At 48.6% G+C, this 13,512-nt stretch carries 12 protein-coding genes and 2 tRNA genes; 3 read left to right on the forward strand and 11 right to left on the reverse strand.

Features of this window, described 5'->3' with window-relative positions; genetic code table 11:
• Window positions 1–9 precede the first annotated feature (9 nt).
• From IE064_RS06400 to IE064_RS06415, 4 genes are read right to left on the reverse strand one after another with little or no spacing between them, the layout of a single operon-like run.
• Complete coding sequence (locus tag IE064_RS06400) at window positions 10–426, reverse strand: DUF4124 domain-containing protein (protein WP_189617128.1); 417 nt, start codon at window positions 424–426, stop codon at window positions 10–12.
• A gap of 34 nt (window positions 427–460) precedes the next feature.
• Window positions 461–784, reverse strand: a complete 324-nt coding sequence (locus IE064_RS06405) for a hypothetical protein (RefSeq protein ID WP_189617129.1) — start codon at window positions 782–784, stop codon at window positions 461–463.
• Window positions 774–1,703, reverse strand: coding sequence for a zeta toxin family protein (locus tag IE064_RS06410; RefSeq protein ID WP_189617130.1), 930 nt, complete (start codon window positions 1,701–1,703; stop codon window positions 774–776). Before IE064_RS06410 ends, IE064_RS06405 begins: the two co-directional genes overlap by 11 nt.
• A gap of 53 nt (window positions 1,704–1,756) precedes the next feature.
• A complete protein-coding gene (locus tag IE064_RS06415) occupies window positions 1,757–2,086 on the reverse strand; it encodes a Mor transcription activator family protein (protein WP_189617131.1) in 330 nt (109 codons plus the stop codon).
• A gap of 206 nt (window positions 2,087–2,292) precedes the next feature.
• On the opposite strand from IE064_RS06415, the gene IE064_RS06420 reads away from it, so the two are divergent.
• Complete coding sequence (locus tag IE064_RS06420; RefSeq protein ID WP_189617132.1) at window positions 2,293–2,550, forward strand: hypothetical protein; 258 nt, start codon at window positions 2,293–2,295, stop codon at window positions 2,548–2,550.
• A gap of 79 nt (window positions 2,551–2,629) precedes the next feature.
• Here the strand turns inward: IE064_RS06420 and IE064_RS06425 are convergent, their stop codons facing one another.
• Window positions 2,630–3,814 carry an MFS transporter gene (locus tag IE064_RS06425; RefSeq protein WP_189617133.1) on the reverse strand — a complete coding sequence of 395 codons (1,185 nt, stop codon included), beginning with the start codon at window positions 3,812–3,814 and terminating at the stop codon, window positions 2,630–2,632.
• Between the two features lie 316 nt (window positions 3,815–4,130).
• Between IE064_RS06425 and IE064_RS06430 the strand changes: the two genes are divergently transcribed.
• Both IE064_RS06430 and IE064_RS06435 read left to right on the forward strand, forming a co-directional pair.
• A tRNA-Phe gene (locus tag IE064_RS06430) sits at window positions 4,131–4,206 on the forward strand.
• A gap of 7 nt (window positions 4,207–4,213) precedes the next feature.
• A tRNA-Thr gene (locus tag IE064_RS06435) sits at window positions 4,214–4,289 on the forward strand.
• Between the two features lie 117 nt (window positions 4,290–4,406).
• Here IE064_RS06435 and IE064_RS06440 read toward each other — a convergent pair.
• The 6 genes from IE064_RS06440 to IE064_RS06465 all read right to left on the reverse strand — a co-directional run bounded on the left by IE064_RS06440 (window position 4,407) and on the right by IE064_RS06465 (window position 13,435).
• Complete coding sequence (locus tag IE064_RS06440) at window positions 4,407–5,105, reverse strand: SapC family protein (protein WP_189617134.1); 699 nt, start codon at window positions 5,103–5,105, stop codon at window positions 4,407–4,409.
• 151 nt (window positions 5,106–5,256) lie between these two features.
• On the reverse strand, window positions 5,257–6,546 hold the full coding sequence (locus tag IE064_RS06445) for an NAD(P)/FAD-dependent oxidoreductase (protein ID WP_189617135.1): 1,290 nt from the start codon (window positions 6,544–6,546) through the stop codon (window positions 5,257–5,259).
• A gap of 120 nt (window positions 6,547–6,666) precedes the next feature.
• A complete protein-coding gene (locus IE064_RS06450; RefSeq protein ID WP_189617136.1) occupies window positions 6,667–8,019 on the reverse strand; it encodes an MATE family efflux transporter in 1,353 nt (450 codons plus the stop codon).
• The gene (locus tag IE064_RS06455; protein WP_189617137.1) at window positions 8,019–9,044 is read right to left on the reverse strand and encodes a CobW family GTP-binding protein; all 1,026 of its coding nucleotides are present in this window, start codon (window positions 9,042–9,044) and stop codon (window positions 8,019–8,021) included. Before IE064_RS06455 ends, IE064_RS06450 begins: the two co-directional genes overlap by 1 nt.
• Window positions 9,045–9,112: 68 nt before the next feature.
• On the reverse strand, window positions 9,113–10,348 hold the full coding sequence (locus IE064_RS06460; RefSeq protein ID WP_189617138.1) for a DEAD/DEAH box helicase: 1,236 nt from the start codon (window positions 10,346–10,348) through the stop codon (window positions 9,113–9,115).
• Window positions 10,349–10,396: 48 nt separating this feature from the next.
• The gene (locus IE064_RS06465; RefSeq protein WP_189617139.1) at window positions 10,397–13,435 is read right to left on the reverse strand and encodes an EAL domain-containing protein; all 3,039 of its coding nucleotides are present in this window, start codon (window positions 13,433–13,435) and stop codon (window positions 10,397–10,399) included.
• Window positions 13,436–13,512: the final 77 nt, after the last annotated feature.

Genomic DNA, 13,512 nt, shown 5'->3' on the forward strand with positions numbered 1-13,512 from the left:
CAAACCCTATTAATTTACATAACGTTGCACATTATTCAGCCCATCGCCAGCATGGTTGATAAAGCAGTTGAATGGTTCAGCTCCACCATAACCACCGTAACTGTTTTTCGCATTGATCATCAGTACCATCACATGACGTGCGCCAGACTTATCGCTTTCCCATTTGTCGTAGTGACCTTCGAGTCTTACTGACTCAGGATCTTTAAAACCTGACGTTCTAGTGATGAGATGCAGGCAAGCCTGCAAAAGAGCCTCTTGATTGAGACCACCGGAATTCATTTTTTTCGGAGGGGCAACGGAAACGGCTTGAGCATCATTACCACATGGATCTTGGCTAAAGGTGGTGACGCCATTGACGTCACACTTGTAGATCTCAGCTTGGATACTAAAGGTAAATCCTGCAACAACCAGTAAAATCCATTTCATGGTTATTCACCTATGCGATCATTATAAATAACTCTTAATCCTTAGATTTTACCTTAGAGCTAGCAGTCGCATATTTGGAGTATTTTTCTTTTAACTTATCTTTATTTTTGCTCTTTGAAACACTTCCAGACATGGTAGCAAAATCGTTTTGCAACGAAAGATTGTGCTGATACGTCTGAGCTTTTGAAACAGACTTAGCTGTCTCATCCCGAGCATTGGCAGATTTATTAATCTTTTGATCGTACTTAGAATTTTCAAAAACGTCTATTTTAACTAATTTACCATTCCGAAGGCGAATAGATTCCTCTTTGGAAGAATGCACAGTCTTAGCAGCTTCTTTACGACTTTTACTCTCCATGCCAACCTCCAACTACTCTATGCAAAAAACTACCTTCATCTAAGCTAGTATATTTTAAATCTGGACCTGCTTCTCGAAGATTTAATGTACTGATTTTACTTACACTGTACCATTCCCTATCATGTTGACATCTATAATATGAAAGAGTTGGTTCATTACTATACACATCGAAAACCAGTCCTAAATTTACATATCTGTCCGTTTCTAAAAATCTAAAAAAAGCTCTTCTGCACGCTTCCTGCCGATCTAGGCTAATCAAAATCAAATGAACTCTATAACCATCTTCTATCAAAGAATCTCTTAGTGCTCTTAATTTACTGACATCAGCACCAATCTTTGGTATCACAATGTTCCAACCAAAAAACGTAACTGCCTGCTTCAAATTGAGTTCATCTTCGTATTGCCCATCGTCACCAAAAACAACTAATGAAGATTCTTCATGGAGAACTCCAGCTCCAGTGGGATCATTAAATTCCGGAAATTTCCGCTTAGCATAGTCACTGTCAAGTATATAAGAACCTGTTATATCAGCAATTTTATTGGCCAGTGACGATTTCCCCGATGCTGGAGGGCCTATTATAATATAAGCTTCGTGTTCATCTTTCACATCGGTCAATGGCATCGCACCACCATTACCAAGTCTTATTTCTTCATCATTCTCTAGCCTAGGAGAGGTATAAAGCTCTTCAAATATGCGCTCCCTCAATTTAATTCGCTGTTCATCACTCTGACAGTTTGGACTACGATACTTCCTTGATCTTAATGTATTTTCAAGCCTTCTACCGGAGAGTAACGCTTCAACATTACTAAGCCGATAACAGTATGTCTCTGCATCGTCTGGAGCTATTTCTAAAACATTAATTAAAAAAGTATTAGCTAAAACAGGGTAATCCAAAGGGCGACTATATTCCTTAACCATAACGAGTCCATTTTTATGGATGATAGGATTTCTAGCTTATAATGCGTTTTATCCTAAAACAACCGCCTCTGCTTCCGCGCCACAAACACTGTGCGGTGCTCCGCAACTATTTGACTGACAAGGCGTTCACTGAGGCCATACTGGCGGCTGAGTTGTTCCATGTTATTGCCCTTAAACTCGCGCCAGATACGGATATCACGCTGGGCCACTTTGAGCCGTTCACCGCTGGGGATATACATGTTGCGGCAGCCGAGGTAGTTACCGTTCAGGGTGGCAAGGTGTTCGGCCAGTACATCCATCTCACCTACCCCACGGTTTTGCAACGCACTGCGTAGCAGTTCACATAGACTTTGCAGGTTAGCAGGCCAACGGCGAACCGCCACTCTATGCGCTGCTCAGCTTTAATGTGATGGACTCACCGCCTAGCATCGCTGCACTAACCTTTAGATGCTACCGCCGAATTGCTGATCTGCACCTAACTAATCAGCCTTAACCATACAAGTGCCTGCAACGGTCAGAGATAGCCAAAATTTGAAGAATAGCTTAATTAGGTTAAGCTGGATTTTGTCGATAACAGACAGGAGGTCAGATGCTTTCACAAAGACACTGTATTGATGGCACAAATCCGGTGCCATTTTGCCGCAGTCAAGGTGTGTTTTTCGTATCCGATGAGGTGGGTGGTGCGCCTAAGACAAGCGCCGATACGTCACAGCATAAGGCGGTAACCGAAACCCCACACACGGCACCCAACAACAATCATGGCATGTCGCTAACACAGGAAATTGTCATTGCGGTTGTTATTTTGATTGCGCTAATCACCATCAAGCCCAAGAAACCAAAGGGTTAAGATGGCACTTGCCAAAGAAAACAGCACTCCCGTTATCGGTGAGTGCCACAATACTCAAGTCCTTTAACCGACCTAGCCATTAAAGCGCATTGGCAATACGGCCTTTAAGCCCGGTATACAGTAAACCGATAATGGCTAAGGCTGCACCGCCGTAACACACCGCATGCCAGCCGCCGAACTGATACAGGTTGACGGATACCCAGGACCCCAAAGCCCCACCAACAAAGTAACAGGTCATATAACCGGCGTTGAGGCGGTTACGCAGTTGCTGTTGTAGCGCATAAATCACATTCTGGTTGCTGACATGGGTCAGCTGTACCGCTAAGTCCAGTAGCACCACGCCGACTAACAGTAGCAACAGCGAGTCGGCAGCAAAAAACAACAACAACCAACTAACGAGAGCAGATCCAAGTCCCACCCAAGTACCGGTATTCCCCTTGCCACTATCAGCCAACTTACCAGCCCAGCGCGCCGCAGCCACACCGGCCACACCCGCAAGGCCGAACAAGCCAATTGTGGCATCTGAATATTCATAAGGCGGATTTGCCAACAAAAACGCCAATGGAGTCCAAAACATAGTGAACATAGCGAACGACAAGCCCCCCAAAAATGAGCGGGAGCGTAACTTGGGCTCACTGCGAAACAGCCCAAGCAGAGAGCGCATCAGTTCACCATAACGGATGGTGGTTTCAGATTGATACACCGGCAAGGCACGCGCCAGCAATAAGGTAATAAGCAGCATTGCGCCTGCGGCCAGCCAATACACTGCTTGCCAAGATATCCATGTGGAAATCACCCCGGCGACCACTCGGGCCAGCAGTATGCCTAACAGCAGGCCACCCATCACGGTTCCTACCACCCGGCCACGTTGTGATGGATCGGCTAGGGTTGCTGCCAATGGCACCAAAACCTGAGCCACCACCGAACAGGCCCCGGCAACGGCAGTTCCCAGCAGTAACCAGTACAGGTTAGTCGCTAACGCGCTGATGAGTAGTCCCAAGGTTGCCAATAACATCATGACCACAATTAAGCGCCGCCGCTCAACCATATCGGCTAATGGCACTAATAGCAGTAAACCTGCCCCATAAAACAGCTGAGCTGTGGTCACTAGCATGCCTGCGGCGGTATGTGACACTTTAAAAGAATTGGCAATGGTATCCAGCAGCGGCTGCACATAATAGTTATTAGCAACGGCGACACCTGTAGCAACCGCCATAAGCAAAATAAGTAATGGAGAAAGCATGCGCGCTTGAGTCTGAGCCATGGTAGGTTCCCTTAACAATGGAGAATGGAGAAACCGCAAATTCCTTCATATCTGCGGGGCGCATATCATAGCAAGTTGTCGCGCCATTGGCTTGCCATGATAATTCGGCATGTGGGGTTCAAATACTGTATTTAATCTGTTGCAGTAGCATGTAACAGGCGGAATATCTGTCATTCTGCCCATTAACTGAGCGAACAGTGGCACTACTGCCAAAAACCACTTGCAGTAGTAAAATAACCTGCTTTATCATACGCCCACTTCAAAAACAGCCGTTGTTAATGGTTATTGAAGTAGTGTACTGACGCTAAAATCAGTCGCCCGAATAGCTCAGTCGGTAGAGCAGCGGATTGAAAATCCGCGTGTCCCTGGTTCGATTCCGGGTTCGGGCACCACTTTTTTGCCGGCATAGCTCAGTTGGTAGAGCAACTGACTTGTAATCAGTAGGTCCCGAGTTCGACTCTTGGTGCCGGCACCATGAATTTAGAAAAGCCACTCAATTGAGTGGCTTTTTGCTTTCCTGTATTGATATTTCTCAGCAAAAAATCCGCATAAAAAAGAGCGCCTGAGCGCCCTCTCTTAAGAGAATCAACACTTACAGTTCAGATTCAAACTTCACCAAGCGAGGGATCTGATTCAGTGATGTGAGATGACTGTAGATAGGTCCCAACAGACCACGTTTACGCAGATCCAGGAAATCTTCATCTGACAGTTCAGCCAGTTTACGTTCATCAATCAGGTAGATGCCGTTGATATTGCGCTGATCGCCCTTCACTTCTACGGTCAATGTCTGAGCGCTCAACAGCCCTTTGCTGTTCAGATAGCCAAGAATGGCGCGACTTTGCTGATCCTGTTCGAAATGCTTCAGCAAGGCTTCACGACGGTTTTTCAAAAACTCCGTTTCTTTGCCATCTGCAAATAGTGGTTCACCTTCTTCTTTGCTTACCTGCTCACTGTTTTCCCGCAGACCAATCCAGACTTTATCTTTATGTTCAGGATTCAGCACTACTGTCAGAGGGAAATCACGCAGCACGTTAGGCACATAGTTCGCCAACCACTCTTCACCTTTTACCAACAGGTTCTGATTAGGTTTTAGACCTAACATCATCACCGCCTGAAACTCTTCAGTGTCATTATTTTTAATAAATACTACTGGTACTTCCACCGCAGCATACAGCAGTTCATGCAAAGAAACTGGCAGCATGTGCTGATCAGCTACGTGAGCATATTTGGGCGCGGTAAACTTAACGTCAGCATGCTTTTCATTATCAAGCAGTGCAAATGGTTCGCTCATTGAAAGCTCCTTGGGGCTCGTAATTTTAAAATTCCGTTAAAAAAATGAAAGGAAATAGCTTCCCTAACCCTATTTATACCCTGATTACTGGTGATTAAAAAACCGCAACCATCGCAAACGTGATACGACTGCCGGGAATTTCGACAATCTGTCAGTGCAGTTTCAGTTTTGGCCGTTGCCATTTCAGCAGACGCTGTGCAAAGCGGTAGACCAGTGCCGAGAACCAACCGTAAAGGCTGGCCAGATGCCGCTGGTATAACGACATGTACATAACTCGCGCCAGATACCCTTCAATGAACAATGAGCGTGAACGCAGATTGCCCATGAGATTGCCAACAGCGGAGAAGCGACTGAGTGATACCAGCGAGCCGTAGTCGCGATAACGAAATGGCAGCTCGGCCTTGCTCTCCAGTCGGTTCAGCAGGTTTTTGTAGAGCGTATCGGCCATTTGCGCGGCAGCTTGTGCGCGTGGCGGGACGGTTTTGCCATTGTCCATGACCATGGCCGAACAATCCCCCAACGCATAGATGTATTCCTGCCCTTTCACGCGCATGCAGGCATCTACTTCAATTTGGTTGCGTTTATTGATGGGCAGTTCAGTAAAGTGTTGCAGCAAATCCGGGCCTTTAACTCCGGCGGCCCACACTTTCAAGCCAGCGGGGATAATGCCCCCATCCTGAGTCACAAACCCCTCTTTAGTGACTTCTTTAACCTGCACACCGATATGCAAGCGCACACCAATATGGTCCAGCACTGACTGTGCCCCGGCGCTGACTTTGTCCGGCAGCGCTGGCAGGATCTTCTGCGCGGCTTCAATCAGATGGATTTCCAAATGGGATTTATCGATATTCAGGTAACCAAAGTCTTTGACAGACTCCAACACGTGATAAAGTTCAGCCGCCAGTTCCACCCCGGTAGCGCCTGCCCCCACAATCCCTATGCTGAGTTTCTCGCTGGTTTCGTCAAGCAGCAGCAAATTATCCAATAATTTCTGGTGGAACAGGTTGGCACTTTCCAGATTATCAAGAAAGATACAGTGTTCTTCGGCGCCAGGAGTGTGAAAGCTGTTAGAAACACTGCCAATTGCCAGCACCAGACAATCATAGTCAACGTGGCGTTCATCCAGTAATGCATCGCCATCATCGTTCACAACTTTTGAGAGAGTGATTTGCTTGTTATGAGGATCACAACCGGTGATTTCGCCACGCAGAAAACGGTAGCCGTTTTTCAGGCCGTGATCGCGGTAGAGCAGGCCTTCAATCGACTGATCGATAACACCGACGGCAACTTCGTGTAGCTTAGGCTTCCAGATATGTACCGGGCTTTTATCCACCAAGCATACTTCTGCTTTACCTGCACGCCCTAACTTACGCCCCAGCTTTGAGGCAAGTGCTAGACCACCAGCACCACCACCAACGATTACGATTCTTTTAGGGGCCACGACCTCTACCTCCGCTACAGACGAGAATTCGGCTCCATTAATAACACAAAACCGCTAATATGGTAATCGCTTCTTTAGTGCCATTTAAATTAATTCATTTTAAAACAAATAGATAAATTATTATGCTGCATTATTCAGGCGCTTTAAGGTATGACACATCCACAACCATAACAGCGTACTGCAGCAAGATAACGAAACCCACACACCACGCACCCCAAACAAGCCGCCAAGTAACCATAATAGCAAGGCCACCAGCACAATTTTGGCGCCGGTCAACATCGCCGCTTCTTTCGGACGGTTGATAGCCTGAAACAGACTGGCACCGACGAGCACCATGCCTTCCAGCGGCAATCCCCAGAAATACAGATACATCCCTTCAATCGCTACTGGTGCCAACTGCGGATTATCGCCAGCAAACAACCACAACATCCACTGTGGCCTACCATAAATCAACAGCCAGCCGAGCAAGGCAGTGGCAATGGTGACGTTAAAAGCCAGCTTGGCCGCCTGACGCACACGTTGCAGTTGTAGGGCACCGGTATTGAAACTGAGAATGGGCTGAGTGCCGAGAGCAATACCTTCAAAAATTAGATAAAACATAGCTTCGGTGTAACCGATCACGCCATAGGCGGCGAGGTGCAACTCATTGCCCTGCCATAACAACGCAATATTATGCAGTGTCAGCACTACCGACAGATAAAGGCTCATCAACATACTGGAGAGACCCAATCGGCCAATGCCACGCACGTGAGGCCATTGCCATTGCATTTGTCGCAGATTTAATTGCAAACGGGTACGGTCACTGAAAAAATGCCGCAAACACAATGCCGCGGTAACACCGTGCGACAACATGGTGGCGATAGCCGCCCCGGCCAGCCCGAACGGCAATACCACGATCAGCAACCAGTCGAGCAGCGTGTTCAACACACCGCCCAAGATCAGGATCAGCGTAACCGTTCCCGGATGACCATCATTACGTAACATGGCGGTAAAGGTGGTTGCCAGAATAGGTAAAGTCCCAAGGGCAAAATACCAGAACAGGTAATCGCGGGCGTAAGCCAGTACTGCGCCATCAGCGCCGAGCAGTCGCAACGCCGACTCACTGCCAGCGCTACCAATTACCGCCAACGTTATGCCGCACAGCAAGGCCAGCGTGAAACTGTTACCCACGACCTGACGGGCCTCAGTGACCTTACCTTGCCCTAGCAACAAAGACACTAGCGCCGCACCGCCCATGCCGATTAAGGTCCCCACCGCATATAATATTGCGCCGACAGGATAAGCTAAGGTGATCCCCGCTAAGCCATCGGCTCCCAAGTAGTGGCCGATAAACATGCCATCGATGGTTACATAAATGCCGGTCGCCAACATCGAAGCGATAGTTGGCACGGCATAACGCCAAAACAGTTTGCCAACTGGCGCTTGCAGCAACGCCAGATCGGCCGCGGCGCCTCGATTTTCGGTGCTACCCATTAATACTCCGCTGCCGCACACGCTAACAATTGCCGCTCCAGCAGCACGGCATCTAGTGGTTCCCGACTGATAAGCTCTAGGCGGGAATCCAGTGCATCATCCAACTCCGCCACCTGTAACTCACCGTCAAGCATGTTGCAGGCGGCTATGCCATCGGCGGTGATCATTACCGCTTTTAATCGCATCACTTGCTGGGCTTTAACCCATTGCAGCAAAGGCGCTAATGAAAACACCCAAGCCGGAGAGAAAACCCAGCCATAACTACAGACCTCACCGTCCAGATGTTGTTTGAAGAGTACACCTCTGTCGTCAAAAGCTTCATCAGCAGTGTCGGCATCTATGTTGAACTCAGATGTGGGTTGCAATAGTGAAGGTATCTGGCGGCTAGGAGCGCTGGTATCATTGCCTGGATGCTGCATTAACGCCCATAATGCTGACGGCACAGGTAACTGCTGTGACCAAACTAACCACGGCTTTTGCGGATAATGCTTGGCAACAAACTGCTGTAATTGCTGCTGAACTTGGCTCTGTTCCTGCCATAAGTCGGCTTTAGCTGCCAGCAAGATATCCGCACTGGCAAGCTGCGCGTTGAAGGTTTCATGCTCATAGTAGCGCGCATCACCCAGTTTCCGCGGATCCAACAGACACACGGACGAAAGCAAGTGAATCGATTGTGCAAACCAGTCTGATTTTAACGTACGAATGATCTGCTGTGGATGGCCTAAACCTGTGGGTTCAATCAACAAACGTTGTGGTTTGGCTTTGGCAAGTAACTGTGTCACCGCCACTTGCAATGGTACGCCAGCGGCACAGCAGATGCAGCCACCCGCCACTTCGCGGATCACAACCTGTGCATTGCCATTGCCCATCAGTCCGGCATCTATACCGATTTCACCGAATTCATTTACTAGCACCGCCCAGGTTTCATCGACTGGCTTAGTCTGCAATAACGCTTTGATAAAAGTAGTTTTTCCGGCCCCGAGGAAACCGGTGATAACATGGGTCGGAACGGCGGTAATGATCATAATAAGTTATTGAGACTGGCATTCAGCAGGTTGCCAAGTGTACCCAAAACCGCTGCCAGCCACACCTGTTATCGGCGTGGTCGCTTAGGTTTCTGGTTACTACGCACCCTTTGTTTGGGTGGCAGTTTAGTACTGGTGAGCTTAGCAGCGTGACGATAACGTTCTGGTAATGGCGCGGTGACTTCATAGCCCACAGGTGTCTGCTGCGGCAAATTCAATCCGAGAACTTGTTGCAACTGTTGCAATTGCGGCAATTCTTGAGGACTCACCATAGATAAGGCTTCACCGTCCAAGCCAGCGCGACCGGTTCGACCAATGCGGTGCACATAATCTTCTGGCTCCGTCGGCAGCTCCAGATTAATCACCCGCGGTAGTGCTGGGATGTCGAGTCCTCTGGCGGCGACATCGGTAGCCACCAATATCCGAATCTTACCGTCAACAAAGGCGGCTAATGCTCGATTTCTAGCGCCTTGCGTACAGTCACCATGAAACACTTCATTGCTGATGCCATCCAGAGAGAGTTCCTGCCCCAAACGGCTGGCAGCATCTTTGGTATTGACAAATACTAGCGTCTGTTGCCAGTTGTGTTTACCCACCAATTCGGCCAGCAATTCGGCTTTACGCTGTTTTGACACCAGCAATACCTGTTGCTGGATGCGTCCCTGAGAGACACTGTGTGGCAATTCAATCCATTGTGGCTGCTGCGTCAGTTGTTGCCCCAACTGGCGCACAATTGGCGGGAAAGTAGCAGAAAACAACAGTGTCTGCCGCTTGCTTGGCAACCATTTTTGCAATCGTTGAATATCTTTAATAAAACCCATATCCAACATGCGATCGGCTTCATCCAGTATCAAAAACTGTAATTGACTGAGATCGAGATAGTCCTGACTCAAATGATCAAACAAACGCCCAGGGGTCGCGACCAGAATATCAACCCCTTGCAGTAACCGCTGCCGCTGCGGCCGAAAATTAGCGCCACCATAGACAGCGCTAATCTTGAGTGATGACCCGGCCGCAAAGGCGTTGAGATGTATTGCCAGTTGCTGTGCCAGTTCCCGAGTTGGGGTAAGGATCAGCGCTTTGGGAGTAGCACCGATTGCTGGTGGCTGAGCACTCAGCCGTGCCACAATCGGCAACCCAAATGCCGCCGTTTTACCGCTGCCGGTCTGCGCCGATACCAGCAGATCGTTACCTGCCAGCGCCAACGGTAATACCTGCTGTTGCACCGGTGTCAGTTGGCGATAGCCGTAATCTGCCACCGCAGTGAGCAGTTGATGAGGTAGCGATGTTTCAGAAAACAGCATAATCAGGTCCACACCATATAAAGCGCGCAGTATACACGGCGCACAACTTTATTCCGAGTGACTTGCAATCGCCGTTGGCTGTAGATAAAGCGAGGCAAACTCTGTCGCAGAAACCGGTTTAGAGTAAAAGTAACCTTGTGCATAGTCACAGTTAATCTGCTGTAACAAGGCTGCCTGGGCGGCAGTTTCCACGCCCTCAGCAATAACTTTCATGCCGAGTTTGTGAGCCATTACCACAATCGCTTCGCACAAGGTCTGATTGCTGGCGTCGCTGTCAATATTCTTAGTAAAGGACTGGTCGATTTTCAGATAGTCGATATCAAATTTTTTCAGGTAGGCCAAAGAGGAATAGCCAGTGCCAAAATCGTCCAGTGATACCTGTACACCTGCATCCCGATACGCCAAGAGTTTTTCTGACACCGGCATATTGGTATCTAGCAGCAATCCTTCGGTGATCTCAATACAGATACCGCCATCTGGTTGTTGCTGCAACGTTTGTAACCACTCATGGAAATGAGAGCCTTCATCGCGAAATTGTACCGGTGATTTGTTGATGCTGATTTGTACTTCTGCGCCGAATTGCTCGCGCCACTGGGCACTTTGTTTGACGGCTTGTTGGAACACCCAATTACCGATAGCAAAAATTAACCCAGTGTCTTCAGCAACCGGAATAAACTCCGCCGGAGATACTTGCCCTCGTTGCGGATGATGCCAGCGGATAAGTGCTTCAGCTTTGGTTACTTTACCGTTCTTCAATTCCACAATAGGTTGATAACTTAGCTGAAACGCGCAGCTTTCCACCGCCGAACGCAAGTCCTGGATCAAACGCATGCGGTAATGTGCCTGTTGCTGCATGGAATCAGTGAAGTAGTGATAACGATTGCGCCCATGCTCTTTGGCGGCATACATTGCCTGATCAGCATGTTTCAGCAATACATCTTCCACTTCGCCATCATCGGGATACAGCGTAATACCGATACTGACACTGATATAGGCGGTTTCATCACCAAGTTGATAGGGCTCAGCAATACGCGCCAGGATCTGTCCGGCTACCCGCTCAATCCCCTGCGAGCTAATGGCATCGGTTAGAATAATCGTGAATTCGTCGCCCCCAAGACGCGCCACAAAATCGGATTCCCGCACACATTCACGCAACCTGGCGGCGGTCTGGATCAGCAGTTGATCGCCCATATCGTGCCCTAGGGTATCGTTGACCTCCTTAAAGAAGTCCAAATCAAGGAATAACAGCGCTAGTTTGCTACTGCGGCGACGGGCCCGCTGGATTTCATGATACAGCTGATCCAGTAACATACGACGATTAGGTAATCCGGTCAGCGGATCGTAATTAGCCTGATGCCAGATAACCTGCTCTGAATGCTTTTTCTCGGTGATATCAGAGAACAACGCCACCCACTGCGGTGGTTCACCTTTTCTGCCGCTGATAGTGTTGATGGTCAACCAAGTGATAATTTCTTGTCCATCATGGCGCCGTATCCATAACTCGCCCTGCCAGCGCTGGTATTTACCGATATCTTTTTTGATGGCACGAAAATCTGCCGCCGAGTAACGCTCACTTTTCAACAGAGTGATATTTTTGCCAATAATCTCAGCTTCTCGATACCCAATGATGGTGCAGAACGCCGGGTTCACATTGATGATCTTACCATGACGGTCGAGCACACTCATGGCCTCGCTGCTGTTTTCATACACCGATGCCGCCAACTTCAAGGAGGTCTCACGTTGTTTTTCGCGGGTGATATCTTGATGAATACCGCAAACTTTTACTGGTTTGGCAGCTTTACGTTCCATCACCTGGCCGACATCGCGGATCCAGCGGATCTCTCCATCAGTACGGCGGATCCGATACTCGCTGTTATAGGAAGGCGTATCGCCGGAGATGTGCCGTTCAAGTGCATGCAGTGTTTCCATGCGGTCTTCAACCAATATGGCGTTAAGCCACACTTGTCGTCCCCTATTGAGTTCCTCCAGCGTACAGCCCAGCATAGCTGCGGTTTGTTTATCATTGGTGATGCGATCGCTACAAAGATCCCACACCCAGTAGCCTAACTGGCTGCTGGCGAGCACTAGTTCTAGCTCGGCATGGCTCACCGCCAACGCCTGCTGTGCTTCCTTAGCTGCACTGATGTCAATATAACCGGCGATGACCAGTTGTACTTGATGGAAACTGCGCTGGCAGGAAACCGTCATATGGGTATGAAGCACCTGGCCATTTTTTTTGATAAAGCGTTTTTCCAGCTCATATCGCTCGATATCACCTGCCATCATCCGACGGAAATTGAACATGTTTTCGTCTATATCGTCACGATGTGTCAGGCTGTCCCAGGTTTTGTGCAGTAATTCTTCTTCGGTATAACCCACCATGTGACAAAAATGCGGATTGACCTTCAAGAACAGACGTTCTGGAGAACTGATGGAGATACCGTAATTGCCTACGTTAAATTGTGAACGGAATAAAAAATCATCCTGCAACCGCAACTGTTGTGTCACTTCCCGTTCCAGACGTTGCGACAGCATTTTGCCCATCAGCACATTCACTATTGGGAAGAGTATCAGCACCGGAAAAGCGATACGAGTGATGACATCCACAGCCAGCGTTGCAGGCAACAGCAACATCCACAGCAGCATCAACACATGGGTCAGCAGCGAAAAAATGATGAGTTCCAGATAGCCGATATGAGTCAGTGATTGGCGATTCCAGTTACGCCATTTACGCCAAGAAATCCCCACTATCCCGGATGTCCAGATAACGCCAGCGCCAATAAATGCACCTTCGCCACCTAGATAGATACGAAACAATGAGGCAATAACGCAGGCCAGTAATGTTGGAATGCCACCAAAAAACAACCCGGTCATACACAGCAGTACACTGCGGCTGTCAAAGATAACCCCAGGACTGAAGGTCCACGGAGTCAGCATTACCGCAATACAGATCCCCCCAATCAGCGACCCCGACAGCAACTGTCCCCCCAACAGATAGCGACTGTCTTTACGATACAGCGGAATAGCGTCATAAATTAAGAGCAACGCCAACAGCAAAGCTGCGTTCTGCACTAATGGAAGAAACATATCAGGCTCCGAAGCCCCCAGAGAAAATTCTCAGCACAATCGATCTGATTTTAGCAGGGTCCTTTGAATTGCTTCGG

This window comes from Shewanella fodinae, from assembly GCF_014651955.1.
GTDB lineage: Bacteria > Pseudomonadota > Gammaproteobacteria > Enterobacterales > Shewanellaceae > Shewanella > Shewanella fodinae.